We start from the raw sequence: 26,193 nt of genomic DNA on the forward strand, positions 1-26,193 counted from the left end.
CGCCCGGCCCAAGCGGCCGAGGCTCGTAATCGTCATCCAAGTCAAGGGAAGCAGTTTAATGACGACCGCAAGTGATATTCTGAAACAAATCAAGGACAACGACGTGAAGTTCGTTGACTTGCGTTTCACCGACCCCAAGGGCAAGCTGCAGCACCTCACCATGGACGTGATCTGCGTCGATGAAGACATGTTCGCAGACGGCGTCATGTTCGACGGCTCCTCGATCGGCGGCTGGAAGGCCATCAACGAATCCGACATGGTGCTGATGCCCGATCCGGACACGGTTCATATGGATCCGTTCTTCGCGCAGTCCACGATGGTCATCCTCTGCGACATTCTCGATCCGGTCTCCGGCGAAGCCTATAACCGCGATCCGCGCGGCACCGCCAAGAAGGCCGAAGCCTATCTGAAGGCCTCCGGTATCGGCGACACCGCCTTCTTCGGCCCGGAAGCCGAATTCTTCGTCTTCGACGACGTCAAGTACAAGGCCGATCCGTACAACACCGGTTTCAAGCTCGATTCCAGCGAACTGCCGTCCAACGACGACACCGATTACGAGACCGGCAACCTCGGCCACCGTCCGCGCGTCAAGGGCGGCTACTTCCCGGTTCCGCCGATCGACAGCTGCCAGGACATGCGCTCTGAGATGCTGACGGTTCTGACCGAAATGGGCGTTACCGTCGAAAAGCATCACCACGAAGTCGCTGCCGCCCAGCACGAGCTCGGCATCAAGTTCGACACGCTGGTCCGCAGCGCAGACGGAATGCAGATCTACAAGTATGTCGTTCATCAGGTCGCTAATGCCTACGGCAAGACGGCAACCTTCATGCCGAAGCCGATCTTCGGCGACAACGGCTCTGGCATGCACGTTCACCAGTCGATCTGGAAGGCCGGCAAGCCCACGTTCGCCGGCGACGAATATGCAGGCCTTTCCGAAAGCTGCCTCTACTACATCGGCGGCATCATCAAGCATGCCAAGGCAATCAACGCCTTCACCAACCCGTCGACGAACTCCTACAAGCGTCTCGTCCCAGGTTACGAAGCTCCGGTTCTGCTCGCCTATTCGGCTCGCAACCGTTCCGCTTCCTGCCGCATCCCGTTCGGCTCGAACCCGAAGGCCAAGCGCGTCGAGGTTCGCTTCCCCGACCCGACCGCCAACCCCTATCTCGGCTTCGCCGCCATGCTGATGGCCGGCCTCGACGGCATCAAGAACAAGATCCATCCCGGCAAGGCCATGGACAAGGATCTCTACGACCTGCCGCCGAAGGAGCTGAAGAAGATCCCGACCGTTTGCGGCTCGCTGCGCGAAGCACTAGAGAGCCTCGACAAGGACCGCAAGTTCCTCACCGCCGGCGGCGTTTTCGACGACGACCAGATCGATTCCTTCATCGAACTGAAGATGCAGGAAGTCATGCGTTATGAAATGACCCCGCATCCGGTCGAATACGACATGTACTATTCGGTCTGATACACGATACGAAAGCCCCGGCTCGCCGGGGCTTTCTCCATAATGGGAAGCAGGTGGCAGGCCTCCCTTCGCATGGAATTTTCGCGATCTGCGCCCGTCTGACACTCCAGATGGAACCAAATCGTGAATATGACAGTTGAATGAAGGAACGGGGGCAAAATCCTTGATATCAGTGGTGAAAGTCACCACATGATTACCCGAAAGGAAGTCGTGCCATGAAACAAAGAGACGCAAAATTCAATATTGGCGACGTGGTTCGGCACCGGAGTTTCCCCTTCCGCGGAGTCATCTTCGATGTCGATCCGGAATTCGCAAACACCGAGGAATGGTGGAATTCCATTCCGGCGGAGGTGCGGCCCAGCAAGGACCAGCCCTTCTATCACCTTCTCGCCGAAAATGACGAGACGGAGTATGTCGCCTACGTATCGGAACAGAACCTGGTCAGCGATGAGAGCGGCGTTCCGCTTCGCAATCCGCAGATCGCCCAGATTTTCGACCAGGCGCCGACCGGCCAGCTCAAACCCAAGATGAGCCTCGCCCACTAAGCGCAGACGATTAAAGCTGTTTCGAAGGGAAGGCTCTCAACGCCTTCCCTTTTCATTTGAGCTCCTCACGAAACGGCCAAAAAGAAAAAGCCCGGATCGCTCCGGGCTTTTTATTCGATAAATGAGCCTGAGTGGCTTACTGCTGCTTGGCAGCCTTCTGAGCGTCTTCGAGCTTCTTGCGAGCTTCCTCAGCCTTCTTCTGCATGCTGTCCTGCAGGCTCTTCTGGCTTTCAGCGAGCTTTGAGTCGGAAATTGCGGGGCCGTCAAAGGCTGCGGCAAAGCCGGTCAGCGAAATCTTGATCGGGTTTGGCGCACGACGGAAGTTGATCGAGGTGAAGGTGACGTCGGTGCCCTTCTTCAGCGAAGCGACCATCGCATCCGTTACGGGGATTTCGGCGGTGCACTTGTCCGGAAGGCAGACGGCGTAATCGAGCTTCTGGCCCTTGCCACCATCGACCTGCATGGTGATGCCGGGCGGGATCAGGCGAGCCGTCGGAACGGAAATCTGCAGGATCTTGCGGTTGACCTTGCCATCGACGGAAATAAGGCCGACCGCCGTTACCAGCTGGCCATTGTTGGCCATGATCAGGTTCTGAACGATGCAGATATCGGCATCGTCCTGCTTGGCGCAGGTCTTGTACCAGCCGAGACGCGGCTGGTTGGGATCACCACCGCCATCGGCAGGCGCTGCGTTGGACGCATCCTGAGCAAAGGCAGCTGCCGGCATGGCCGCGCCGATCATGAGAGCCAGAGCAGAGAGACCTGCCCGCATTTTGTTGTCAGTCTTGAACATCATAGCGAAACCGCCTCCTGAAATCCGCCGCGGGACGACAGCGCGCCGTCCCATGCAATTCGGGTCAAACCGTCGTCCACCTGTCGAATGAATAAGGCAAATACATGACCCGAGAAACCCGGCCCCCCTGTTACATCGCACCGGCGCGGATATCCAGCATTTCTTTGGCCTTTTCTGTTGAGTCTCAAGAATTCCGCAGTCGCGTGTTGAATTCGGCACGCTCATGATAAGGTTCGGGCGAATCGTACCCCTTACCGGAAAGGATGCCATGCAAGCGCTCCGGATCGCTGTTTTCCTGTTCTTCGCAACATTGTGCAACGCCGTCGCGGCGCAACCGCTCTATGGCATCGCCATGCACGGAGATCCGGCGCTGCCGGCAGACTTCAAGCATTTTCCCTACGTCAATCCGAATGTCAAAAAGGGCGGCCGCATCAATTACGGCGTCGTCGGCACGTTCGACAATCTCAATCCCTTTATATTGAAGAGCATGCGCACGACGGCGCGCGGCATGTGGGATCCGGAATACGGCAACCTCTCCTACGAGTCGCTCATGGTGCGCTCCCGCGACGAGCCGTTCACGCTCTACGGCCTGCTGGCGCAGACGGTCGAATGGGACGAGAGCCGGAGCTATATCCAGTTCAACCTCAATCCCGACGCCAAATGGTCGGATGGACAGCCGGTAACACCGGACGACGTGATCTTCACCTTCCAGCTGCTGCGCGAGAAGGGCCGCATCCCCTTTTCTTCCTGGCTGGAAACAATCGCCAGTATGGAGAAAGTCGGCGAGCATGGCGTTCTGATCCGCTTCAACGAGAGAGCCAATCGCGAAACACCGCTGATCATCGCGTCGTCGCTGCCCATCTTGCCGAAGCATGCAATCGATCCGGACAATTTCGACCGGACCACACTCAGCATCCCGATCGGCTCCGGCCCTTATCGGGTAAAGAGCATCGATCCCGGCCTGCGCATCGTCTTCGAGCGCGACCCCAATTATTGGGGAAGGCAGCTGCCTTCGAAGATCGGGATCGACAATTACGACGAGATCGCAGTCAATTATTTCCTCCAGGACACTGCGCTGTTCGAATCCTTCAAGAAGGGCGATATCGATATTTATCCGGACGGCAGTCCTGGCCACTGGCGACAGGCCTACAATTTCCCGGCAGTTGATTCGGGAGCGATCGTAAAGGAGACGTTCACGCCGAAAACGCCAAGCGGCATGCTCGGTTTCGTCTTCAACACGCGCCGTCCGATGTTCGCGGACAAGAAGGTTCGAGAGGGGCTAACGCTCGCTTTCGACTTCGAATGGCTCAATCGCAGCCTGTTCTCCAGCGCCTATACGCGTACGCAAAGCTATTGGCAGAATTCCGATCTGTCATCTTTCGGCGTTCCTGCCGATGCGCGCGAACTCGCCCTGCTCGGTCCGATCAAGGGTCGCATCGACCCGGACGTGCTTGATGGCAGCTACAAGCTGCCCGTCAGCAACGGTTCCGGCCGCGACCGCTCCATCCTGCGCAAGACAGTGAAGCTGCTGAGGGAAGGCGGCTACACGATCCAGGGAGAAAAGATGGTCGATAAGAACGGCCGGCAGCTCAGCTTCGAAATATTGACACAGAATGCCGAACAGGAGCGCTTGGCGATCCCCTATCGCCGATCCCTGGCGCTGCTCGGCATTGCGGTCACCGTTCGCACGGTCGATGATTCGCAATATCAGCTGAGGACGATCAACTACGACTACGACATGGTGATCAAATCCTACCCTTCGTCGCTATCGCCAGGGATCGAGCAGGTCGGGCGCTGGGGTTCGATCGCGGCGAAGACGCCGGGCAGCAACAACTTCGCTGGCGTCGCCGATCCGGACGTCGATACGTTGATCAATCACTTCCTCACCGCGCACTCATCCGAAGATTTCCGCGACGGCGTGCGATCCTTCGACCGATTTCTGATCTCCGGCTACTACATCGTGCCGCTCTACCATATTGCGCAGCAATGGGTGGCGCGTCGAAACCGCATCGACCATCCCGATACATTGCCGCTCAATGGCTACTACCTGCCAACCTGGTGGGACGCGTCCGCGCAAAAATAGGCGCCGCGTCCACGTCGGTTCCCTTTCGGTAACCGGTTGAAGCCATCGGCGCAAAAGCCTAGATGGTGGAGACAAACCGAAAACCGAAAGGAAAAAGCCATGGAACGCATCACGATCGACATCGTCTCGGACGTCGTCTGCCCATGGTGCTATGTCGGCAAGGCCCGCCTCGAACTGGCGATTGCCGAGGTGCAGGATACTGTCGGCGTCGACCTCAACTGGCGTCCCTATCGCCTGAACCCGGACTATCCGCCCGAGGGCGTCGACCAGAAGAAGGCGCTTGAGCAGAAGCTTGGCGGCGCAGAACGTGTCGCGCAGGGCCACAAGATGCTGACGGATCTCGGCCGCGAGGTGGGAATCAAGTTCGATTTCGACGCCATCAAGATCGGCCCCAACACGCTCGACGCACACCGTCTCATCCATTGGGCCGTCACCGAAAGCCGCGAGAAGCAGGACAAGGTCGTCAACGCGCTGTTCAAGGCCAATTTCGAAGAAGGCCGTAACGTGGGCGATCACGCGGTTCTGCTCGATATCGCCGAAAAAGCCGGCCTCGACCGCTCGGTCATTGCGACACTGCTCGCCTCCGATGCGGACCGCGACCTCATCGTCGGCGAGATCGAAGCTGCCCAGAAAATCGGCGTGACCGGCGTCCCCTTCTTCATCTTCGACCAGCAATATGCCGTCAGCGGCGCGCAGACGCCGGATGTACTGGCTGAGGCCTTGCGTGATATCGCCAAGATGAAGGCCGAGGCGCGCGCCGGGATGAACTGAGCAACGCTTGGTAGCCGCCTGATCGCATATCTAGATCGGCGACACCGCCAGCATAAATAATGCGATGCCGTTGGCGGTCGTTGCGGCATAGATAGAAACCTCTATTTTGCATCATCGACTGAGCCACGGGATATCGACGATGCATACTTCCAGCCGTCCGGACCTAAGCGACATAAAACTCGGAGATTGGGTGGACCGTCATTTGCCGTCGGGATGGCGACCCTATGCTCGGCTCGCCCGTCTCGATCGGCCCGTTGGCACATGGCTCACGCTTTTTCCCTGCTGGGCAGCGCTTATCCAGGCGTCGCATGCTTTTCCAGACTTCCGGCATCTATTGATCTTCTCTCTCGGCGCCTTGCTGATGAGAAGCGCAGGTTCGACCGTCAACGATATCGCCGATCGGAAGTTCGACGGTCACGTCGAGCGCACCCGCTTACGGCCGCTGGCGAGCGGCCAGATCGGCTTGCCGCAGGCCATAGCGTTTCTGGTAGCGGAACTCGTCCTTGCCGCGTCGCTTCTCCTTTTTCTGACGCCCTTCACGCGCCTTGTCGCAATCTGCGTCCTGCCGCTCGTCTTCCTCTATCCGCTCTGCAAGCGCTTCACGCATTGGCCCCAAGCGGTACTCGGTGCGGCGTTCAATTGGGGGATGCTGATGGCTTGGTCGGAAGTTGCCGGAGAGATTCCAACCGGCGCGCTTCTGATGTGGCTCGGCGCGATTACCTGGCAGATTGGGTACGATACCGTTTATGCCTATGTCGACGTTCGAGATGATACAGGTCTGGGCTTGAAGTCCACGGCAATTTTATTCGGTGAGCGCGGCAAGACATATATCGGTCTGTTCTACGCTCTTACGCTGGCGACATGGTCGGTTGGCGGGTGGATGGTTGGCATGTCGCCAGCCTACGGCATCGGAATGCTTGTCATTGCTGCACACCTTGGCTGGCAGACATGGCGGCTCGATATTTCCCGCCCCGAAATCAATTATCGGCTGTTTCTGGCAAATATCCTGACGGGCGCTTTGCTGGCAGCCTCTGCTTTCGCCGGTACCCTCTAAAGAAAGCGGTCGCAGGGAGAGACGCGTCGATAGATCCTTATCGCTCAGAAGCTTGAGGCGCGAATGGCTCGCCAATCTCATTCCGCAGCGAGCAATCCGGACGCTATCGCCCGGAACGCCTCTATCGCCTTGGGAAGCACTTCCTCGGGATTGTCGCTGGCCGCAACCCAAAGGGCGGCATTGAGTGCTGCGCCGGAGAGGAGCCGAGCGGCGGCTTCCTCATCGAGCGGTTTGACGACTTTGCGTTCCAGAAGCCTTGAAACAGTCTGGCGAGTGGCGGCGAGACAGCTATTCTGGCTAGGCCATTTCGAAGGATCACCCAGCACTGCCGGGCCGTCGAGCAGGACGATGCGCTGGACCTCCGGGTCGAGAGCCATTTCGATATAGGCTTCGCCTTCCGCCAACAGTCTTTGCCAATCACCACCTGCTTGCTCAGCGATCTCCTTGGCGCGCAGCGCCATTTCACTATCGATCTGATGAACGACAGCGGCGAGCAATCCCTTCTTGTCGCCAAAATTATGATAGAGCGCGCCTCTCGTCAGGCCGACATCCGCCGTCAGCTCATCCATCGACGCGGCGGCAAATCCCTTGTCCGCGAAAGCCTTTCGCGCGGCGGCAACGAGCTTGTTGCGGTTCTCTTCCATCGTTTCCAGGCGCTTTGCCATTTCATCCTCAAATTTCATATACGCTTCGTATTTGAATTGACACGCGACGTACACGACACTACTTCACATACGGTCCGTATATCAAATAAAGTGGCGTTGCGAAACACCGCGCGAGATTGCGGCCATTCAATTTCTTCCGATCAACGCAAGCGAAAGCAGCCAGTAATGACGAAACGCAATGCGATCTTTCCCGCGGATAGGCACGCTCTCTACCAACAACATGGCTATTCCGCCGCAATCCGTTCCGGCGATCTTCTATTCGTCTCCGGCCAGGTTGGCAGCCGGGCAGATGGAAGCCCAGAACCCGATTTTGAACGCCAAGTCCAGCTCGCGTTCGACAATCTGCGTGCAACTTTGAAAGCAGCCGGCTGCACGTTCGACGATATAGTCGACGTGACCACATTCCACACCGATCCTGAGCAGCAGTTCGGCACAATCATGGCCGTGAAGAACCGCATTTTCAACGAAGCGCCCTATCCGAACTGGACGGCGCTCGGCGTCAACTGGCTGGCGGGTTTCGACTTCGAAATCAAGGTCATCGCCCGCATTCCGGAAGCCGGGGACGTCCACCGACCACAAGCGGCTTGAAGGCTAGGCTAAATTTCGGCCCCGCGCAGCACCACCGCTGCCGGGGCCGAAAGTGATCTCCGACAAAGTACCGAACGAAGCAGCGTGTCCCTACTTCGCCAACTCCGCCAGTTGCGTCATGACCACGGCGGCCCCCTGCAGCCGCTTTTCCGGCGTCGGCAGGTCGCGCGTCAGGAATACGCTGTGGTCGGGGCGGATCTTCGCCATCGTACCCTGCTTGCCGATATAGCCGACGAGATTGGCCGGGTTCGGGAATTCCTTGTTGCGGAACTGTACGACGACGCCCTTCGGGCCGGCATCGAGCTTCTCGACGTTGGCGATGCGGCAGAGCGACTTGATATAGACGATCTTCAACAGATGCTGGACTTCGATCGGCATCGGCCCGAAGCGATCGATCATTTCGGCACCGAAACTGTCGATTTCCTTGATCTCGGTGATTTCGCCCAGACGACGATAGAGCGCCATACGCAGATGCAAATCCGGCACATAGGCGTCGGGGATCATGACCGGCGTGCCGACTGAGATCTGCGGCGACCAGCCAGTATCCTGGATTTCGTCGACGCCCTTCACCTCGGCGACGGCCTCTTCCAGCATCTGCTGGTAAAGTTCGAAGCCGACTTCCTTGATATGACCGGACTGTTCTTCGCCGAGCAGATTGCCGGCGCCGCGGATATCAAGATCGTGGCTGGCGAGCTGGAAGCCGGCGCCGAGCGTATCCAACGATTGCAGCACCTTGAGCCTGCGCTCCGCCGTCGTGGTCAGCACCTTGTTGACCGGCAGCGTGAAGAGCGCGAAGGCGCGAACCTTGGAACGGCCGACACGGCCACGGAGCTGATAGAGCTGCGCAAGGCCGAACATATCGGCGCGATGGACGATGAGCGTATTGGCCGTTGGCACGTCGAGGCCGGATTCGACGATGGTGGTCGAGAGCAGCACGTCATAGCGGCCTTCGTAGAAGGCGTTCATGATGTCTTCCAGCTCGCCGGCCGGCATCTGACCATGGGCGACCGCCACCTTCAGCTCCGGCACATCCGATTGCAGGAAGGCGTGGATATCGGCGAGGTCGGCAAGGCGCGGACAGACATAGAAGCTCTGGCCGCCGCGATAATGCTCGCGCATCAGCGTTTCGCGGATCACAAGCGAATCGAAGGGCGAGATGAAGGTGCGCACCGCCATGCGGTCGACCGGTGGCGTGGTGATGAGCGACAGCTCGCGCACGCCCGTCATCGCGAGCTGCAATGTGCGCGGGATCGGCGTCGCCGAGAGCGTCAGCACATGCACGTCGCTCTTCAGCTCCTTCAGGCGCTCCTTGTGCTTGACGCCGAAATGCTGCTCCTCGTCGATAACAAGCAGACCGAGATTGGCAAACTGGATGCCAGCGCCCAGCAGCGCATGGGTGCCGACCACGATATCGGTCTTGCCTTCGGCCACTTCCTTCTTGGTAAGCGCCAGATCCTTGGCGCCGACGAGGCGGGACGCCTGCTGAATGCGGATCGGCAGGCCGCGGAAGCGCTCGGAGAAGGTCTTGAAATGTTGGCGAGCGAGCAAGGTTGTGGGAACGACGACGGCAACCTGCGCGCCGTTCATGGCGGCAACGAAGGCCGCGCGAAGGGCCACTTCCGTCTTGCCAAAGCCGACGTCGCCGCAGACGAGCCGGTCCATCGGCCGGCCGGCGCCGAGATCCTCGCGCACCGCTTCGATCGCGTTCATCTGATCGTCGGTCTCGTCATAGGGGAAGCGTGCGGCAAACTCGTCATAGAGGCCGTCAGGCGTCGCCAGCACAGGCGCGTGACGCGTCAGGCGTTCGGCCGCGACGCGGATCAGGGCGCCTGCCATATCGAGCAAGCGCTTCTTGAGCTTGGCCTTGCGCATCTGCCAGGCGCCGCCACCGAGCTTGTCGAGCTGGGCCTCGGTGCCCTCGCCGCCATAGCGCGAGAGAAGATCGATGTTTTCGACCGGCAGGAAGAGTTTGGCGTCGTCGGCATAGAGCAGTTCGAGACAGGCATGCGGAGCGCCGGCCGCCTCGATGGTCCTCAGCCCGACGAAGCGGCCGATGCCGTGTTCGGCATGGACCACGATCGAGCCTTCGTCGAGACCGGCCACTTCCGAGATGAAATCGGCGGCCCGCTTGCGACGCTTGGAGCGGCGCACCATGCGGTCGCCGAGAATATCCTGCTCGCCGATGATGACGAGATCGCCGGCTTCGAAGCCGGCTTCCAGGCTGAGCACGGCGGCAGCCGCCTCGCCTTTCGCCAAGCCAGCAAGATCCTTGAAAGCCTCGATCGTCTTGACGCGCGCCAGCCCATGTTCGGCCAGCACCTGCAACAGACGGTCGAGCGAGCCTTCGGTCCAGGCTGTGATCAGCACCTTGACTCCGGTGGCACGCTTGTCGGCGATATGCTTGACGACGGCGTCGAAGACGTTGACACGCTCGCTATCGGCGCTGTCGGTCGCAGACCGCGCCCAACGCGGTCCCTGCCGGGCTTCGAGGCTGATAACGCGGCGCGCCTCGCCTTCGTGCTCGTTGAAAGGCGATATGCGGACGGCGCCGAACGCATCGAGCGCATTCCCGAAGGCCTTGCCATCGAGATAAAGCTGGCCCGGCGTCACTGGCTTATAGGGTGTACCCTGCGCCATCTGGCCCTTGCCCTGCTGACCTGCGTTCAGGCGGGCGTCGTAATAGTCAAAAACGAGCTTGGAGCGCTCCTCGGCGGCCTCGCGTACCGTATGGTCGCTCACCAGCCGGAAGCCCTTGAGATAGTCAAACACCGTCTCCAGCTTCTCGTAGAACAGCGGCAGCCAGTGTTCCATGCCGGCATAGCGGCGGCCTTCGGAAACGGCGACGTAGAGCGCGTCGTCGCGCGTGGCCGCGCCGAAAGCGGAAAGATAGTTCTTGCGGAAGCGGCTGATCGTATCCGGCGTCAGCGTCACTTCGCTCATCGGATTGAGATCGAGGGAGCGAACCTGCCCTGTCGTGCGCTGGCTGGCGGGATCGAAACTGCGAATGCTTTCCAGCGTATCGCCGAAGAAATCGAGGCGCACCGGCTCTTCCGTGCCCGGAACGAACACATCGAGAATCCCGCCGCGCACGGCAAATTCGCCAACTTCGCGCACAGTCGCGACGCGGTCGAAGCCGTTGCGCTCCAGGCGGCCGGCGATATCGTCCATACGTACCTGATTGCCCGGCCGGGCCGAGAACGCCAGGCTCTCGATGACGTCTTGAGGGGCCACCTTCTGCAGCATCGCATTGACGGTCACCAGCACGATCGCGGCATGCGGTTTGCGGTGATAGGCGATCAACCCGGAGAGCGCCGCCAGACGGCGGGCCGACGTGTCTGAACTCGGGGAGACGCGATCGTAAGGAAGGCAATCCCAGGCCGGTAGGGCCAGGACGGGTATCTCGGGCGCGATGAAGCCGAGCATCTGTTCGACATCGGCCATATGCTGTCCATCGGACATGATATAAGCGACCGGCTGGCCGGCTCTCGCCATATCCGCGAGCAGGAACGGCTCCATGCCGGCCGGAACATGACCGACCGTCAGCGGCTCGCTTGCGGCGAGCACCTTCTTCGCGTCGAAACCGGGGATCATTTCGTTAATCCAAACCTTTCGGCGATCTCTTCGAAATCGGGCTTGTAGGATCCGATACGCTCGAACAAAGGCGTCCGCAGACGCTCCGGCGTCGGCTCGGTCCCAAGGATCCATTTGACGAGATCGTTGTCTTCCTCGGCCATGATACTCTCGAGCTCATCGAGATCGGCTTCGGCCAATCCCGGCAACTCGTTATCGGCAAATTGACCGAAGACCAGATCCATCTCGCGGATGCCGCGATGCCAACAGCGGAAAAGGATGCGCCGACGGCGGGGATCGAGATCGGCACTGCTGAGGGTGAGCCCAGTCATCAAAAACACCTTTATGTTGATGCGTCTCTATAAAACCAGCAGGGAAAGGTGGGAACCGGTTTTTCAGAAAAAAGCGCCTCCGATGCATTTTTCCGGGGAGTGTTCGGTTCAATGAGCCTGACTTTCCGGTCGCCCCTTGCCAAATCCGCCCCGCCCGTCGCATTTTGCCGGCCATGCGTCCCGCCATCCTCGATCCGCTGTTTGCCTCCATCTCTTCGCTGCCCGGCGTCGGGCCGAAGGTATCCGAGTTGCTGGTGAAGCTGCTCGATCGCGAAACGATCGACGATTGCCGGGTTATCGACCTGCTTTTTCACGCGCCGCATTCGATCATCGACCGGCGCGAACAGCCAGGCATCGCACGCGCACCGCAGGGCGCCATCGTCACCATCACTGGCCGCGTGGACCGACACCAGCCGCCGCCCAATGCGCGCAGCAACGTGCCCTATCGCGTCTATCTGCATGACGAGACCGGCGAACTGGCGCTGGTCTTCTTTCGCGGCAAGGCACCGTGGCTCGAAAAGCAGTTGCCGATCGACGAGACCGTCACCGTCAGCGGCAAGGTCGATTGGTTCAACGGGCGCCCCTCCATGGTTCATCCCGATTATATCATGCGCGAAAGCGAGGCGGAAAACCTGCCGCTGGTCGAGCCAGTCTATCCTCTGACTGCGGGCCTGACACCGAAATTCCTGCGCAAGACCATCGAAGCGGCGTTGCCGCGCATGCCGGAACTCCCCGAGTGGGACGATCTCGCCCTGGCGCAGAAGCAAGGGTTTCCGTCGATCTCCGATAGCTTCCATATGCTGCACGCGCCGCGGGACGCTGCCGATATCGATCCGCAGGCGCCGGCACGCCGCCGGCTTGCCTATGACGAATTCCTGGCCGGGCAATTGTCCCTCTCCCTCGTGCGCCAAAGGCTGCGCAAGGTGGCGGGAAATCCGGTACATGCCACTGGAGAAATCAGCAGCAAGATATTGGAATCCCTTCCTTTCTCGATGACGAACAGCCAACGCGAGGCGGTTGCCGACATTCTCAAGGATATGGCCGGCACGGAGCGCATGCTGCGCTTGTTGCAAGGCGATGTCGGCGCGGGAAAGACACTTGTGGCATTGATGGCGATATCAGCCGTGATCGAAAGCGGCGGCCAAGCAGTGCTGATGGCGCCGACGGAAATTCTCGCTCGGCAGCACTACGCGACAATCTCAAAATTTGCAGCAAGTGCAAACCTTTCTGTCGAAGTCCTCACAGGTCGCACGAAGGGCCGGGAGCGCGATGCGATCCTGGAGCGTATTGCCTCCGGCGAAGCACAGATCGTCATCGGCACGCACGCCCTGTTTCAGGACAGCGTTGCCTATGCCAACCTCATGCTTGCTGTCGTCGACGAGCAGCACCGCTTCGGCGTTCACCAGCGTCTGCGTCTGACCGCGAAGGGCATCTCGCCACACATGCTCGTCATGACCGCAACGCCCATTCCGCGAACCCTGGTGCTGGCGGCTTTCGGTGACATGGATGTCTCCAAACTCACCGAGAAGCCAGCGGGTCGCAAACCAATCCAGACGATCACCATCCCGAACGAGCGAACCGGTGATATCGTTGCAAGGCTCAAAAGCGCGCTGTCCGATGGCAAAAAAGTCTATTGGATATGCCCACTTGTGGAAGAATCCGAAGAATCCGATTTAATGTCCGTCGAGGAGCGCCACGCGACTTTGACCAGCGCGCTTGGCCCTGGAATCGGCCTTATACACGGCCGGATGAGCGGGCCGGAAAAAGACGCCGTGATGATGGCCTTCAAGAATGGTGATATCCGCCTGCTGGTGGCAACGACCGTCGTGGAAGTGGGTGTCGATGTGCCGGACGCCACCATCATGGTCATCGAACATGCCGAACGCTTCGGCCTGGCACAGCTTCATCAGTTGCGCGGACGCGTCGGACGTGGCGACGAGGCCTCCACCTGCATCCTTCTCTACAAGGGGCCGCTCGGAGAAACAGGACATGCCAGGCTGTCGATCATGCGCGATACGGAGGATGGCTTCCGCATCGCTGAAGAGGATTTGAAGCTGCGCGGAGAAGGTGAGCTTCTCGGCACGCGCCAGTCCGGCACACCGGGCTTCCGCATCGCAAGTCTCGAAGCCCATGCCGATCTGCTGGAAATCGCCCGCAAGGATGCCGCCTACATCATCGAACGCGATCCTGAACTGACCGGCGAGCGCGGCATGGCGATCCGAACCCTGCTCTACCTTTTCCGCCGCGACGAGGCGATCCGTTTCCTGCGGGCGGGATGAACGGACGGACGCGGCAGCCGCGTCCATCTCTGTTTCACGGTCTCACTTGGCGGCGAGGCCGGGAATGGTGACCTGGAACACCTGGAACATGGTATCGACGTCGGCCCCGCTCTCATCCTTGTAGGCAGCACCGACCTGGAAGCCATCCTGGGTGATGAAGTCGTTGTCGTTGGCGACGAACAGGAAGTAATCGTCCGGCAACTTCGGGTCCTGGACGCTGGCGAGCGACATGGCCTCCCACTTCTCAGAGAGGTTATTGCGGTCGTTCGGAGCGCCATTGTGAAGGCGGAAGCGGGTGAGATCAGCGCTATCGTTGATGTCGATGAACTGGCTAACCACAGCCGGCTTCACAGAGGGGTCGACGACACCTTTCGGAGCGACCGGCTTGTCGCTGTCGAACTTGCTACCGGCAATGTCCGTGGCGGCCGAGACATCGACGATATCGATGCTGCGGTAGAGCGATTTTTCGCCCTTCTGGCCATAACCATTGCCGCTGTCGCGCACGAGCATCAGGAAGCTCGTCGGCGAGAGCGCGACGATTTCGCTCTGGGCGGCGACGGCCGTCTTACCCTTGTCATTGGTGAAGACCGGCAAAGGTACGACATATTCGTGCACCAGCTTCAGATGATCGAGGTCTGCAGCGTCATAAACCAGAGCGCGGGTGTTCTGCCGAGTCGCGCTGGAATCGCCACCGTCCTGTCTTGTCGCCGACTGGAGCACGGCAATTAGAAATTTGCCGTCCGGGGTCAAAGACATGCCCTCAAAGCCCTGGTTGTTCTGGCGTCCGCTGATTGGATCTTTCGGATCGGGGGCAGCTTCACCTGGGCCGGGATTGTTCGAAGAGAAGTTCACGGCGCCGTTGCGCATCGGCAGAAACGCGGCGGGCGGCGGCGTCGCCGACAGCATCCGGCCATCGGCCGAGAAGCGATAGATGTAGGGACCGTATTCGTCGCTGATGAACATCGAGCCATCAGGCAACCGGGCGATGGCTTCGTTGTCGAGCGAGATCTTGCCGTTCGGTGCCTGCGGCATCAGCGGCATGGCGCCTTCCGGATTGCGGACGCCATTTGCCGGATCGAGGCCGGTGGTTTCCGTCCCCTTGTTGTCTTTCAACAGCAGCGTGTCTGCAAGCCTGGCAGCGACACCCGACTGCTCCTTGCCTGCCGGCGGTGTGGCACCGGGAGCGACAGGCGTCAGGACGATGTCGATCGTGTTGAGGCGGGCACGATAGTCGGTCGTACCGGCAACATTGTAACCCCGGTCCGGCAGCAGCCAGAGCGATCCTTTGTAGGTGCCGTCTGCATTGCGGGTCCAGCCCTTGGTGTCGATCGACATACCGGAACCCGAGCCGAAGGTCTCACCAAACTTGTCGCGCTGATTGGCCGGAATGCGCCCGATGGCGACGCGACCTTTGTTGACGAGCGTCGCGCCCTGAACGGTTATGGCCGTATCGGCAAGTGCCGCCACAGGGGCTACAAACACGAATGTGGCGAGCGCAGCCGATAGCAATCGCAGGCTCTTCGAACGCATATGTTTCAAGATAATATCCTCCTGATGAAAACCAGTCTGGAAACAACGGCGTCCATCTCCGACCTCGCCGCGCGCTGCCTGGAGGAGCAAATGCCCGGTGTCGAAGCCCCGAGCCCTCAATGGATGAGATAAATCCGGCTGCCTGTCCCTGACGACGATCTAAGGCGTCAACATGATAGGCAAATGACAGCGCACGCTGCACGCGAAGATCGCCGAAGACCTACAGGATGAAGATATGCTCTAAGTCAGAGACTTCATTGGAACGGGCGTCGGCAGGCTTTTGGCCGCAGTCAGCTGTTCCTTGTATTCGGGCGAGACAAGGCCGCCCGAGATCAAAAGCTTCGCGCCGTCTTCGGGGCTCATATCGAGAATGGTGATCTTTTCGCGCGGCACGAAAATCAGAAAACCCGCCGTTGGCACGGGAGTCGGCGGCAGGAAAACCGCCACCATATCCTGGCCCATGGCATTGAATTTCGAGGCTATCTCGCCCTTGGCATCCGTCGAGATGAATACCATCGACCATAGGCCGGGGCTCGGATATTCGATAAGCCCGACCTTCTTGAAGGAGGTCCCTTGCTCCTTCAAGACGGTTTCGAAGATCTGCTTGACGCTCTTGTAGATCGTCCGGACAAGAGGCACACGATTGACGATCGACTCTCCGAAGCGAACGATGCTCTGGCCGATCAGGTTCTTGGCGAGGAAGCCGACCATCGTGATGAAGATCATCGCGATTACCAGCCCAGTGCCGGGAACGGCGAAGTTCAGATAGCTCTCCGGGTCGTAGCGCGCAGGAATATAGGGCCGCACCCAGCTATCTGCCCAATGAACGACGGACCATGTGAGCCAGAGCGTGATGGCTATGGGAGCGCAGATGATAAGGCCGGCCAGGAAGTTGTTTCTGATCCGCGTCGTTACGGATACCTTGATGAGTTTCTCAGTCATTCGCCGCTCGAAAACTCCGTTCAGCCGCCTATCGCTATCGGGCAAATCCTCCCCACCTCTCCCTTAAGAAGCGTGCCAGAAATCCAAGCGGCATACAACCCGGCAGTCACGCCGCCGAGCCGGACAGAGACGCGGCTCACGACGACGTGATGCCGGATGACGGCAATCGCAGACGCCTATTCCACCGTTACCGACTTGGCGAGATTTCGCGGCTGGTCGACGTCGGTGCCCATGAAGACAGCGGTGTGATAGGCAAGCAGCTGAATCGGCAGCGAGAAAATGATCGGGGAGATAATCTCGTCCACCATGGGCAGAACGATGGTCGCCATCGTCGGCAGCGTCGAGGCAGCGGCTCCCTTTTCGTCGGTAATAAAGATGATCCGGCCGCCGCGCGCCGCCACTTCCTGCATGTTGGAGACCGTCTTGTCGAAGAAGCGGTCATGGGGAGCGATCACGATAACCGGCATGTTCTCGTCGATCAGCGCGATCGGTCCATGCTTGAGCTCGCCGGCGGCATAACCCTCGGCATGGATATAGGAGATTTCCTTCAGCTTCAGGGCGCCCTCCAGGGCGAGTGGGAAGCTGGTGCCGCGGCCGAGATAAAGCACATCCTTGAACTTCGAAATCTCGCGCGACAGGCTTTCCATCTGCGGCTGGATGAGGTTCAGGACATTGGCCATGATGCGCGGCATCTCGATGAGATGATGCACCAGCTCTTTCTCGCTCTCAGCGCTGATGGTGCCGCGAGCGACGCCAGCTCCGATCGCCAGAGATGCCAGGACCGCCAGTTGGCAGGTGAAGGCCTTCGTCGAGGCAACCCCGATTTCCGGGCCGGCCATGATCGGGAATACCGCGTCGGATTCGCGCGCGATGGTCGACTCCTTGACGTTGACGACGGCGCCGATCTTCAGGCCATGGTCGCGGCAATAGCGCAGCGAAGCCAGAGTATCAGCCGTCTCGCCGGACTGTGAAATGAACAGCGCAGCCTGCGACGGCTGTAACGGCATTTCGCGATAACGGAATTCCGAGGCGACATCGATTTCGACGGGAAGGCGCGCATAGCGCTCGAACCAGTATTTACCGATCAAGCCGGCGAGATAGGCGGTGCCGCAGGCCGATATCGCCAGACCAGATACCTTGCCAAAGTCGATGGCCGAAACGCCTGGATGCACGCGATGGCTGGCGAAATCGACATAGTGGCTCAGCGCATGGGAGATGACCTCCGGCTGCTCGTAGATTTCCTTTTCCATGAAGTGGCGGTGGTTGCCCTTGTCCACGACATAGGCTGTCGCCTGGGAAATCTGCCGCGGCCGGTTCACTTCCTTGCCGCTGAAATCGAGAATCGTTGCGCCACTATGCGTGACGATGGCGCAATCGCCGTCGACCAGATAGGTGATCTCATTGGTAAACGGCGCAAGTGCAATGGCGTCAGAGCCGAGGAACATCTCTCCCTTGCCATATCCCACAGCGAGTGGCGGGCCGGACCGTGCCGCCATCAACGTGCCGGGATCGTTCTCGAACATCACCGCCAGTGCATAGGCACCGGTGACGCGGTTCAGCATCTTCAGCATCGCCGCACGAGGCTCAAGACCGTCACGGATGTAATTCGCCAGCAGATGCGCAACGACTTCGGTATCGGTCTGCGACGCAAACTCCCTGCCCTCAGCCTTCAGCTCTTCCCGCAGCTCGGAGAAATTCTCGATGATGCCATTGTGGACGACGGCGACGCCATCGACGAAATGGGGATGAGCGTTGGTCTCGTTGGGAACGCCGTGGGTTGCCCAACGCGTGTGAGCAATCCCGGTCGTGCCGGGTAGCGGATCGGTTTCCAGCCTCTTTTCGAGATTGAAGAGCTTTCCTTCGGCTCGGCGGCGATCCATGGCGCCGTTATGGATGGTCGCAACGCCGGCCGAATCATAGCCGCGGTATTCGAGGCGACGCAACGCGTCCACCAAACGATCCGCTACCGGCCTTGTCCCGACAATCCCAACAATACCGCACATACAACTCTCCGTCTGGCCTCAGATATGAGCGCAAGTCCTAATCATTCCTGCGATTTTCTCAATCGGTAAAACGGTCACTTTCGATTTCCGACCGTTACGGGGCACTGATGGGTTCAGTGGCCGCCCGCGTCCTTCTTTGCCGCCTTGACGGCCAGGGCTCGCTCGCGAACGAGCTTGGCTCGCCCAGGCTTCACCTCTTGACGAGCACGGCCAAAGGCCAGCGCATCGGCGGGAACGTCGTCCGTTATGACGCTGCCGGAGGCGACGTAGGCACCTTCGCCGATACTCAAGGGTGCCACGAGCGATGAGTTGGAGCCGATGAAGGTATTGGCGCCGATATGCGTCTCGTGCTTGTTGACCCCATCATAATTGCAGGTGATCGTGCCGGCGCCGATATTGCTGCCGGCGCCGATGGTCGCGTCGCCGATATAGGTCAGATGATTGACCTTGGCCCCTTCGGCTATCTTGCCGTTCTTGACTTCGCAGAAATTGCCGACCTTGGCACCCGCGGCAAGATCAGCGCCGGGACGCAGACGCGCGAACGGCCCAACCGTCGCGCCGGCGCTGACATGGGCGCCCTCGATATGTGAAAAAGCATGAATGATGGCGCCACCGTCGACGACGGCGCCCGCACCGAACACGACATTCGGCTCGATCAACGCATCCTGGCCGATGACGGTGTCGTAAGCCAGAAACACCGTCTCGGGCGCAATCATGGTGACGCCCGACAGCATCAATTCATGACGTCGGCGCTCCTGCCAGAGGCGTTCGATGAAGGCGAGTTCGGCACGATTGTTACAGCCGGTCATCTCGACTTCCGGCGCGTCGACCGCCACGGCGCGGCCGCCGAGCGAACGAGCGATCTCGACGAGATCGGTCAGGTAATATTCGCCTTTGGCATTGTTGTTGCCGATGCGGTCGAGCAGATCCAGCGCCTTGCGGCCGTTGATGGCCATCAGGCCGCTGTTGCACCAGGTGATCGCCAGCTCGGCATCGGTCGCATCCTTCGCTTCGCGAATCGCAATCAACTCGCCGTCCTTGACCAGGAGCCGGCCATAGGCGTTCGGATTTTCGGTGTGAAAGCCGATAACGACAACATCGTTACCGTCGGCCAGTCCCTGTCGGGCGGCACGAAGCGGAGCGTCGGTCAGCAGAGGGACGTCGCCATAGGCAACGAGAATATCATCATACCCCCTAGCAATCGCTTCACGCGCCGCCAGAACGGCATGACCGGTCCCAAGGCGTTCCTTCTGCAAATAAGATTCTACGGCGATACCGCCGATAGACGCTGCTGCACTCACCTCATCGGCATTGCGGCCGACCACCAGCGCCGCCGTCGAAATATCGGTTTTGGCGATAGCATCCATTACGTGCGCGATCATCGGCCGGCTCGCAATGGGATGCAGCACCTTCGACATCGACGACTTCATGCGGGTGCTGTCGCCGGCGGCGAGGATGATAGCGAGACAGGTGCGTTCCATTTCAAGCTCCGAGATATGCGGTCAGGCGCGGCCCATTGCTGGTCGCAAGCTTCTCATAGCAACTGTTCAAGCAGCGCACTACGGAGAAATTGGGAACCGTTCTCACGTTTCGGCCAGCGAGGCAAAAGCCTCGAGAATATGCTGCCGGCCATCAACAATCACAAACTCCATGGCCTTGCGAGCCGCCGCACTATCGCGGGCGGCAATGGCATCGACAATTGCCGTGTGGGTTTCGGAGATATTGCTGAAACCATTGCTGGCAGGCGGCGCGCTCAAGCGGAACATACCGACCAGCGCCGCCTCGATAAGCCCGCCGAGCGATCGCATGAACGGATTTTGCGAGGCCTCCGTAATGGCGAGATGAAAATGCAGGTCGGCAACGGCGAGGCTGTCAGACGTGTGTTCCGGGTTCGCCAGAGCTGCCGCAAGGCCGCGCAACACATCGATTTCTTCCCGGCTCGCCCGTTCTGCAACAAGGCCCGCAGCGAATGGCTCGAACGCCATGCGTATATCGTAAAGATGGAGGAGAAACTCCTGATCGACCCCGCTTTCGAAATGCCAGCTAAGCACTTCGTTGTCGAACATATTCCAATGGATTTTTTCTGTGACGCGGGTGCCGACGCGCGCTCGCGGCACGACCATGCCCTTGGCGGCCAGGGTCTTCATGCTTTCTCGCAGAATGGTACGCGATACCTTGAAGCGCTGCAGAAGCTCGCTATCGCCCGGAAGAATGCTGCCGATCGGAAACGCGCCCGCCACAATCGCCTTGCCGAGCTCGTCGACCACTTGGGCATGGCTCGTCCGCGACTTTCCGCCGGCTTTTCGGTTTGCTAGCAATTGTCCGCTCAAGCACGCTGTCCTTTCCCCTGGCCTAATGTCGAGTGAAACGGGAGAGCAATCGGAAAATGGTCCGAGTTGGAATAACGGCTAACAGCGCCAAGCTTGATGGCGTTCTCGTCCGAAAGCCGGAAAGAATCGCAGTGGTGGCGATACGGCTCACGAGCGAGTCTTGCTTGAACGTTCCAAAGAGTGCTCCTCCGCTGAACCCCGCTCCTCCTACAAGCGGTGTTCCTCCCATGACCACAGCATCGCGCTCTGCGCTGCTGCGGCAGTCTGGTATCCTGCTGATGTATAAATGGAAAAAACGTTTCCGAATAGACCCGCAGCGAAAGCCGCAGCTTTTGGCTTCGGGCTGAGATAGGCCGATGTGCTGCCACGACCAGACTCACACGATCGAGCAACAGCGCGCCATCTACACCCCCAAGCCATCGCTAAGGCAGCGGCAAAAAATCATACAGTAATATCTTTGTAAACGATCATTCATTCATGCGACGCAACAAAAAGGGGCGTCAAAAACGCCCCTTTCTTCAATCCAGCATATCGAAATGCTTATTTCGACGCAGGCAGCTTGTCGTCAACGCCTTCGATGTAGAAGTTCATGCCGAGCAGCGTGCCGTCATCGGCCTTCTCGCCAGCCTTCAACCAAGGCGTACCGTCCTGCTTGTTGATCGGGCCGGTGAAGGGCGCGATTTCGCCCGACTTGATCTTGGCTTCGGTTTCCTGAGCCATCTTCTTCACGTCGTCGGGCATGTTGGTATAGGGCGCCATTTCGAGAATGCCGTCCTTGAGACCATCCCAGCTCTGCTCGGACTTCCACTTGCCGTCGAGCAATGCGTGAACGCGCTTGGAGTAGTAGTTGCCCCAGGTATCGACGATCGCGGTCAGCTGCGCCTTCGGGCCAGCCTTGATCATGTCGGACGCCTGGCCGAAAGCGTGAATGCCGCGTTCCTGTGCAACCTGCATCGGCGCCGTCGTGTCGGTGTGCTGCGTCAGGATATCAACGCCCTGGTCAACCATGGCCTTGGCTGCGTCGGCTTCCTTGCCGGGGTCGAACCAGGTGTTGACCCAGACAACCTTGAGCTTGAAGCTCGGATCGATAGAGCGAGCACCCTGCTCGAAAGAGTTGATGCCCATGACGACTTCCGGAATCGGGAAGGACGCGATGTAGGCAGCGCCGTGATTCTTCGACGTCTTCGCGGCGATCTGACCCAGGATGTAACGGCCTTCATAGAAGCGCGAGTTGTAGGTCGCGAGATTCGGACCGCTCTTGAAGCCCGTCGCATGTTCGAACTTCACCTTCGGGAACTTGGCGGCAACCTTGACGGTCGCATCCATGAAGCCGAACGAGGTCGAGAAGATCAGCGAGCAGCCCGAACGGGCGAGGCGCTCGATGGCGCGCTCTGCATCCGGACCTTCCGGCACGTTTTCGAGATACGGTGTCTCGATCTTGTCGCCGAACTCCTTCTGGATTTGCTGACGGCCAAGATCATGAGCCTGCGAGTAACCGCCGTCCGTGTGCGAGCCGACGTAAACGAAGCAGACTTTGGTCGGCGCCGCTTCGGCGGCAGCGGCGAAACCAACGATGGCAGCAGCTGTCGTGGAGAGTGCAAGTGCTAGTTTCTTCATGGTTACCCCTGTTTGTTTGACATGGTTTGGTGAAATCCGTCCGGCTAATGTCACTACCGTTCCGGAACGAAGGCTTTACCGAGCGAGGCTGGTGTGTTGATCAGGGTCGCGCGGCGATTTTGTGAGATAATGACGAGAACCACAATAGTTGCAGCGTAAGGTAGCATCGACAGGAATTGCGAAGGAATACCGACGCCAAAACCCTGCGCATGGAACTGCAGGATCGTCACGGCGCCGAACAGATAGCCGCCGGCCATGACGCGCATCGGCCGCCAGGATGCAAAGACGACGAGAGCCAGCGTCACCCAGCCGCGACCGGCAGACATGTTCTCCACCCATTGCGGCGTGTAGACCAGCGACAACTGTGCCCCGGCAAGGCCCGCGCAGGCGCCGCCGAACATGACGGCCAGATAGCGCGTGCGGATAACGTCGATACCGAGCGCATGTGCCGAGCCATGATTGTCGCCCACAGCGCGGAGCTTAAGGCCCGCACGGCTGCGAAACAGGAACCAGTTGACGCCGATGAGCAGCGCGATGGAGAGATAGAAAGTCAGGTCCTGCTTGAATAGCACCGGGCCAAGGAACGGGATCTGAGACAGGAACGGGAAAACGATCTCCCGCAACTGCACGCCGGGCACACTCACATAGCCCTCACCGATCATGCCGGAAAGTCCAAGGCCGAGGATGGTGAGCGCCAGGCCTGTCGCAACCTGATTGGTGACCAGCGTCAATGTCAGGAAGCCGAATAGCAGCGAAAACAATGCGCCCGCAGCGATGCCTGTTACGAGGCCGACATAGGGCGATCCGCTCATCTGCGCACCGACGAACGCGGCAACGGCCCCGATAATCATCATGCCTTCGACGCCGAGATTGAGCACGCCGGACCGCTCCACGACCAATTCGCCAAGACCGGCGATGACGAGAGGAGTCGATGCCGTGATGATGGTCAGAAGGATTGCTTCAAAGACGCTCATGCCGCACCTCCCCGAACCCGCGACCAGACCAGGCGGATCTTGTAGTAGATCAACGTGTCGCAGGAGAGCACGAAAAACAACAAAAGCCCCTGGAAGACGCTGGCCGCCTTGGCGGAAATGCCTGGCGACAGCTGGGCCGCTTCGCCACCGAGATAGGTCAGTGCCAACACCAGGCCGGAGAGAATCGCTCCGACCGGGTTGAGGCGTGCGAGGAAGGCGACGATGATGGCTGTGAAGCCATAACCCGGCGAAATCGCCGGCTGCAGATGGCCGATCGAGCCGGAAACTTCCGATATCCCGGCAAGACCTGCCAGCGCACCGGAGAAGAGAAAGGCGAACCAGACCATCTTGCGCGAGGAAAAGCCGGCGAACCGCCCTGCCCGCGCCGATTGCCCGAGAACTGATATCTCGAAGCCTTTCAACGTGTACTTCATCAGGAACCACGTCAGGATCGCTGCGACGATTGCAAAGACGATACCCCAATGAGCACGACCGGAATCTTCCCATATGGCCGGCAGCACCGCTTCCGGCGGAAAATCGATGCTCTGTGGAAAGTTGTGCCCTTGCGGATCGCGCCAAGGCCCGCGTGACAGCCAGTCCAGGAAAAGCTGCGCGATATAGACCAACATCAGGCTCGTCAGGATCTCGTTGGTATTGAAATGCGCCTTCAGCAAGGCCGGAACGGCGGCATAGAGCGCGCCGCCGATGGCGCCGGCAACCAGCATCAGCGGCAGCACCATCGGCGAATGCCAATCGGTGAAGATGATCGGGATGAAGGAGCCGGCAACGGCCCCCATCGTGAACTGGCCTTCCGCACCGATGTTCCAGTTGTTGGAACGGTAGCAGACACAGAGACCGACGGCGATCAGGATCAGCGGTCCGGCCTTGATCGCCAGTTCGTGCAGCGACCAGACCTCGAGCAACGGCTCGACGAAGAAGGCGTTCAGCGCCTCCACCGGGTCTTTGCCCATGACCGCAAACATGATCGTGCCGGCAATCAACGCCAAGGCAAGGGCCAGCAAGGGCGACAGGATGCCGAACAGTTTCGAAACCTGCGGGCGCTTTTCAAGTTCAATGCGCATGCGCGGGCTCCGAATGGGTCTTGGATTCATGCAGGCCACCCATCAGCAGGCCGATCTTTTCGCGCGTAAGCTCGCCGGCGGGATAGGATGGCGACAGACGGCCCTCCGAAATGACGGCGATATCGGTCGCGACTTCGAAAATCTCGTCAAGATCCTGGCTGATGACAAGTACAGCAGAGCCGTCACGGGCGAGATCGACCAGAGCCTGGCGAATGCGGCTGGCGGCACCCGCGTCCACGCCCCAGGTTGGCTGGTTGACGACCAGCACGCTCGGCTGCCGGTCCAGTTCTCGGCCGACGATGAACTTCTGCAGGTTGCCGCCGGAAAGTGCGCCAGCTGCGGGATCCTCACCGCTCTTGCGCACATCCATCGCCTGACAGATCCGCTTGGCCGCCTGTTTGACGGTGCCGTGACGGATGATGTTCAGGAAGCCGCCACCCAGAAAGGTCTTGCGATCCGATTGATTGCGGGCAAGCACGAGATTGTCCGAGAGCTTCATTGCCGAAACGGCGGCGTGGCCATGGCGTTCTTCCGGCACGAAGCCGGCGCCAAGCAACCGACGCGCATTGATGCCCTTCGTGCCAACCGGCTTGCCGCGCACATGGATCAGATTGTCCGATGGAACGGTGTACTCACCGGAAATGACGTCGAACAACTCGCCCTGCCCGTTACCTGCAACCCCGGCGATCGCAAGGACTTCACCGGCGCGAACGCGCAGCGAAACATCCTTCAGCGACATGGCAAAGGGGGTGCGTGCCGGCGCCGACAGGCCCGCAACTTCCAGCTGGATATCGCCCGCGTTGCCGAGCCCCTCATGTTTGACACTGGCAACGTCGCTGCCCACCATCATGCGAGCTAGAGAGCCCGTGGTTTCCTGGCGCGGGTCACAGGCGCCGGTCACCTTGCCGTGGCGGAGCACGGTGGCGCGCGAACAGATGCGTTGCACCTCCTCGAGGCGGTGACTGATGTAAAGCACCGAACGCCCCTCGTCCCGCAACTGGAACAAGGTCTCGAACATCCGGTCGGCCTCCTGTGGCGTCAGCACGGAAGTCGGCTCGTCCAGAATGATAAGCTTGGGGTTCTGCAGCAGCGCACGGACGATCTCGATACGCTGGCGCTCGCCGACCGAAAGATCGGCAACATGGGCATTCGGATCGAGAGGCAGGCCATAGGCGCGCGACAGTCTTGCGGCCTCTTCCGATATCTTTGCTATCGGGATCTTGCCGTCGAGCGACAGAGCGATATTTTCAGCAACAGTCAACGCTTCGAAAAGCGAGAAATGCTGGAAGACCATGCCGATGCCGAGCTTGCGCGCCGTGCCAGGCGAGTCGATCGCAGCAGGTTTTCCCTGCCACACGATTTCACCCTGCGTCGGCTCCAGCACGCCGAACAGCATCTTCACGAGCGTGGATTTACCGGCGCCGTTTTCGCCAAGCAGCGCGTGAATTTCGCCCGGTTGAATTTCAAGATCGATTTCGTTGCAGGCGGCAAAACTACCGAATAGCTTCGTCAGCTTGCGAACCGACAATAGTGCACCGTTTGCCGGTACATCGGATGACGACACGTT

The 26,193-nt window shown here is 59.7% G+C and carries 20 protein-coding genes; 7 read left to right on the plus strand and 13 right to left on the minus strand.

What is annotated here, in order from left to right; genetic code table 11:
- Positions 1-58: 58 nt before the first annotated feature.
- Positions 59-1,468, plus strand: a complete 1,410-nt coding sequence (gene glnA, locus ACIQJ2_RS14055) for a type I glutamate--ammonia ligase (RefSeq protein ID WP_184708359.1) — start codon at positions 59-61, stop codon at positions 1,466-1,468.
- A gap of 215 nt (positions 1,469-1,683) precedes the next feature.
- Positions 1,684-2,013 (plus strand): heat shock protein HspQ, encoded by a 330-nt coding sequence (gene hspQ / locus ACIQJ2_RS14060; protein ID WP_199147869.1) that lies wholly within the window; start codon positions 1,684-1,686, stop codon positions 2,011-2,013.
- Between the two features lie 136 nt (positions 2,014-2,149).
- Here hspQ and ACIQJ2_RS14065 read toward each other — a convergent pair whose 3' ends face one another.
- On the minus strand, positions 2,150-2,809 hold the full coding sequence (locus tag ACIQJ2_RS14065; protein WP_184708363.1) for an invasion associated locus B family protein: 660 nt from the start codon (positions 2,807-2,809) through the stop codon (positions 2,150-2,152).
- 265 nt (positions 2,810-3,074) lie between these two features.
- Between ACIQJ2_RS14065 and ACIQJ2_RS14070 the strand changes: the two genes are divergently transcribed.
- From ACIQJ2_RS14070 to ubiA, 3 genes are all read left to right on the plus strand, one after another.
- Positions 3,075-4,889 (plus strand): extracellular solute-binding protein, encoded by a 1,815-nt coding sequence (locus ACIQJ2_RS14070; RefSeq protein ID WP_400669579.1) that lies wholly within the window; start codon positions 3,075-3,077, stop codon positions 4,887-4,889.
- A gap of 99 nt (positions 4,890-4,988) precedes the next feature.
- Positions 4,989-5,660 carry a DsbA family oxidoreductase gene (locus ACIQJ2_RS14075; RefSeq protein WP_400669580.1) on the plus strand — a complete coding sequence of 224 codons (672 nt, stop codon included), beginning with the start codon at positions 4,989-4,991 and terminating at the stop codon, positions 5,658-5,660.
- A 139-nt stretch (positions 5,661-5,799) separates the two neighbouring features.
- Complete coding sequence (gene ubiA / locus ACIQJ2_RS14080) at positions 5,800-6,714, plus strand: 4-hydroxybenzoate octaprenyltransferase (RefSeq protein WP_400669582.1); 915 nt, start codon at positions 5,800-5,802, stop codon at positions 6,712-6,714.
- Positions 6,715-6,791: 77 nt separating this feature from the next.
- Here the strand turns inward: ubiA and ACIQJ2_RS14085 are convergent, their stop codons facing one another.
- Positions 6,792-7,397 (minus strand): TetR/AcrR family transcriptional regulator, encoded by a 606-nt coding sequence (locus ACIQJ2_RS14085; protein ID WP_400669584.1) that lies wholly within the window; start codon positions 7,395-7,397, stop codon positions 6,792-6,794.
- Positions 7,398-7,544: 147 nt separating this feature from the next.
- On the opposite strand from ACIQJ2_RS14085, the gene ACIQJ2_RS14090 reads away from it, so the two are divergent.
- Positions 7,545-7,967 carry a RidA family protein gene (locus ACIQJ2_RS14090; RefSeq protein ID WP_400669586.1) on the plus strand — a complete coding sequence of 141 codons (423 nt, stop codon included), beginning with the start codon at positions 7,545-7,547 and terminating at the stop codon, positions 7,965-7,967.
- Between the two features lie 90 nt (positions 7,968-8,057).
- On the opposite strand, the gene mfd is transcribed toward ACIQJ2_RS14090, so the two are convergent.
- Together mfd and ACIQJ2_RS14100 are read right to left on the minus strand one after the other, a co-directional pair.
- Positions 8,058-11,558, minus strand: coding sequence for a transcription-repair coupling factor (gene mfd / locus ACIQJ2_RS14095; protein WP_400746534.1), 3,501 nt, complete (start codon positions 11,556-11,558; stop codon positions 8,058-8,060).
- Complete coding sequence (locus tag ACIQJ2_RS14100; protein ID WP_199147883.1) at positions 11,555-11,869, minus strand: succinate dehydrogenase assembly factor 2; 315 nt, start codon at positions 11,867-11,869, stop codon at positions 11,555-11,557. The genes mfd and ACIQJ2_RS14100 overlap by 4 nt, the downstream gene beginning before the upstream one ends.
- A gap of 173 nt (positions 11,870-12,042) precedes the next feature.
- Here ACIQJ2_RS14100 and recG point away from each other — a divergent pair, with 173 nt between their 5' ends.
- Positions 12,043-14,148 (plus strand): ATP-dependent DNA helicase RecG, encoded by a 2,106-nt coding sequence (gene recG, locus ACIQJ2_RS14105; protein WP_400673079.1) that lies wholly within the window; start codon positions 12,043-12,045, stop codon positions 14,146-14,148.
- A 42-nt stretch (positions 14,149-14,190) separates the two neighbouring features.
- Here the strand turns inward: recG and ACIQJ2_RS14110 are convergent, their stop codons facing one another.
- The 9 genes from ACIQJ2_RS14110 to ACIQJ2_RS14150 form a co-directional block, all read right to left on the minus strand.
- Complete coding sequence (locus ACIQJ2_RS14110; RefSeq protein ID WP_400673096.1) at positions 14,191-15,678, minus strand: esterase-like activity of phytase family protein; 1,488 nt, start codon at positions 15,676-15,678, stop codon at positions 14,191-14,193.
- A gap of 240 nt (positions 15,679-15,918) precedes the next feature.
- Positions 15,919-16,620 carry a DUF502 domain-containing protein gene (locus tag ACIQJ2_RS14115; RefSeq protein WP_199147889.1) on the minus strand — a complete coding sequence of 234 codons (702 nt, stop codon included), beginning with the start codon at positions 16,618-16,620 and terminating at the stop codon, positions 15,919-15,921.
- A gap of 176 nt (positions 16,621-16,796) precedes the next feature.
- Positions 16,797-18,623 carry a glutamine--fructose-6-phosphate transaminase (isomerizing) gene (gene glmS, locus ACIQJ2_RS14120; RefSeq protein ID WP_400673076.1) on the minus strand — a complete coding sequence of 609 codons (1,827 nt, stop codon included), beginning with the start codon at positions 18,621-18,623 and terminating at the stop codon, positions 16,797-16,799.
- A 113-nt stretch (positions 18,624-18,736) separates the two neighbouring features.
- Positions 18,737-20,104 carry a bifunctional UDP-N-acetylglucosamine diphosphorylase/glucosamine-1-phosphate N-acetyltransferase GlmU gene (gene glmU / locus ACIQJ2_RS14125; RefSeq protein WP_400673073.1) on the minus strand — a complete coding sequence of 456 codons (1,368 nt, stop codon included), beginning with the start codon at positions 20,102-20,104 and terminating at the stop codon, positions 18,737-18,739.
- 102 nt (positions 20,105-20,206) lie between these two features.
- Positions 20,207-20,953, minus strand: a complete 747-nt coding sequence (locus ACIQJ2_RS14130; protein WP_400673070.1) for a FadR/GntR family transcriptional regulator — start codon at positions 20,951-20,953, stop codon at positions 20,207-20,209.
- Positions 20,954-21,493: 540 nt separating this feature from the next.
- Positions 21,494-22,570: a BMP family ABC transporter substrate-binding protein gene (locus ACIQJ2_RS14135; RefSeq protein WP_199147897.1), complete on the minus strand. Its 1,077-nt coding sequence runs from the start codon at positions 22,568-22,570 to the stop codon at positions 21,494-21,496.
- Between the two features lie 53 nt (positions 22,571-22,623).
- Complete coding sequence (locus ACIQJ2_RS14140) at positions 22,624-23,544, minus strand: ABC transporter permease (RefSeq protein WP_400673066.1); 921 nt, start codon at positions 23,542-23,544, stop codon at positions 22,624-22,626.
- A complete protein-coding gene (locus ACIQJ2_RS14145) occupies positions 23,541-24,626 on the minus strand; it encodes an ABC transporter permease (protein ID WP_400673063.1) in 1,086 nt (361 codons plus the stop codon). The genes ACIQJ2_RS14140 and ACIQJ2_RS14145 overlap by 4 nt, the downstream gene beginning before the upstream one ends.
- Entirely contained in the window at positions 24,616-26,190 is a 1,575-nt protein-coding gene (locus tag ACIQJ2_RS14150; protein ID WP_199150238.1) for an ABC transporter ATP-binding protein, read from the minus strand. Before ACIQJ2_RS14150 ends, ACIQJ2_RS14145 begins: the two co-directional genes overlap by 11 nt.
- Positions 26,191-26,193 lie beyond the last annotated feature (3 nt).

Source organism: Rhizobium sp. NPDC092011, from assembly GCF_044756305.1.
Lineage (GTDB): Bacteria > Pseudomonadota > Alphaproteobacteria > Rhizobiales > Rhizobiaceae > Rhizobium.

What these genes read in the sequence shown, in the direction of transcription:
- ACIQJ2_RS14090 (WP_400669586.1), top strand. Translation starts at nt 7,545, where the DNA reads ATGACGAAACGCAATGCGATCTTTCCCGCGGATAGGCACGCTCTCTAC.
- ACIQJ2_RS14140 (WP_400673066.1), bottom strand. Translation starts at nt 23,544, where the DNA reads ATGAGCGTCTTTGAAGCAATCCTTCTGACCATCATCACGGCATCGACT.
- mfd (WP_400746534.1), bottom strand. Translation starts at nt 11,558, where the DNA reads ATGATCCCCGGTTTCGACGCGAAGAAGGTGCTCGCCGCAAGCGAGCCG.
- glmS (WP_400673076.1), bottom strand. Translation starts at nt 18,623, where the DNA reads ATGTGCGGTATTGTTGGGATTGTCGGGACAAGGCCGGTAGCGGATCGT.
- ACIQJ2_RS14075 (WP_400669580.1), top strand. Translation starts at nt 4,989, where the DNA reads ATGGAACGCATCACGATCGACATCGTCTCGGACGTCGTCTGCCCATGG.
- ACIQJ2_RS14115 (WP_199147889.1), bottom strand. Translation starts at nt 16,620, where the DNA reads ATGACTGAGAAACTCATCAAGGTATCCGTAACGACGCGGATCAGAAAC.
- ACIQJ2_RS14145 (WP_400673063.1), bottom strand. Translation starts at nt 24,626, where the DNA reads ATGCGCATTGAACTTGAAAAGCGCCCGCAGGTTTCGAAACTGTTCGGC.
- recG (WP_400673079.1), top strand. Translation starts at nt 12,043, where the DNA reads ATGCGTCCCGCCATCCTCGATCCGCTGTTTGCCTCCATCTCTTCGCTG.
- ACIQJ2_RS14110 (WP_400673096.1), bottom strand. Translation starts at nt 15,678, where the DNA reads ATGCGTTCGAAGAGCCTGCGATTGCTATCGGCTGCGCTCGCCACATTC.
- hspQ (WP_199147869.1), top strand. Translation starts at nt 1,684, where the DNA reads ATGAAACAAAGAGACGCAAAATTCAATATTGGCGACGTGGTTCGGCAC.
- ACIQJ2_RS14065 (WP_184708363.1), bottom strand. Translation starts at nt 2,809, where the DNA reads ATGATGTTCAAGACTGACAACAAAATGCGGGCAGGTCTCTCTGCTCTG.
- ACIQJ2_RS14135 (WP_199147897.1), bottom strand. Translation starts at nt 22,570, where the DNA reads ATGAAGAAACTAGCACTTGCACTCTCCACGACAGCTGCTGCCATCGTT.
- glnA (WP_184708359.1), top strand. Translation starts at nt 59, where the DNA reads ATGACGACCGCAAGTGATATTCTGAAACAAATCAAGGACAACGACGTG.
- ACIQJ2_RS14070 (WP_400669579.1), top strand. Translation starts at nt 3,075, where the DNA reads ATGCAAGCGCTCCGGATCGCTGTTTTCCTGTTCTTCGCAACATTGTGC.
- glmU (WP_400673073.1), bottom strand. Translation starts at nt 20,104, where the DNA reads ATGGAACGCACCTGTCTCGCTATCATCCTCGCCGCCGGCGACAGCACC.
- ubiA (WP_400669582.1), top strand. Translation starts at nt 5,800, where the DNA reads ATGCATACTTCCAGCCGTCCGGACCTAAGCGACATAAAACTCGGAGAT.
- ACIQJ2_RS14100 (WP_199147883.1), bottom strand. Translation starts at nt 11,869, where the DNA reads ATGACTGGGCTCACCCTCAGCAGTGCCGATCTCGATCCCCGCCGTCGG.
- ACIQJ2_RS14085 (WP_400669584.1), bottom strand. Translation starts at nt 7,397, where the DNA reads ATGAAATTTGAGGATGAAATGGCAAAGCGCCTGGAAACGATGGAAGAG.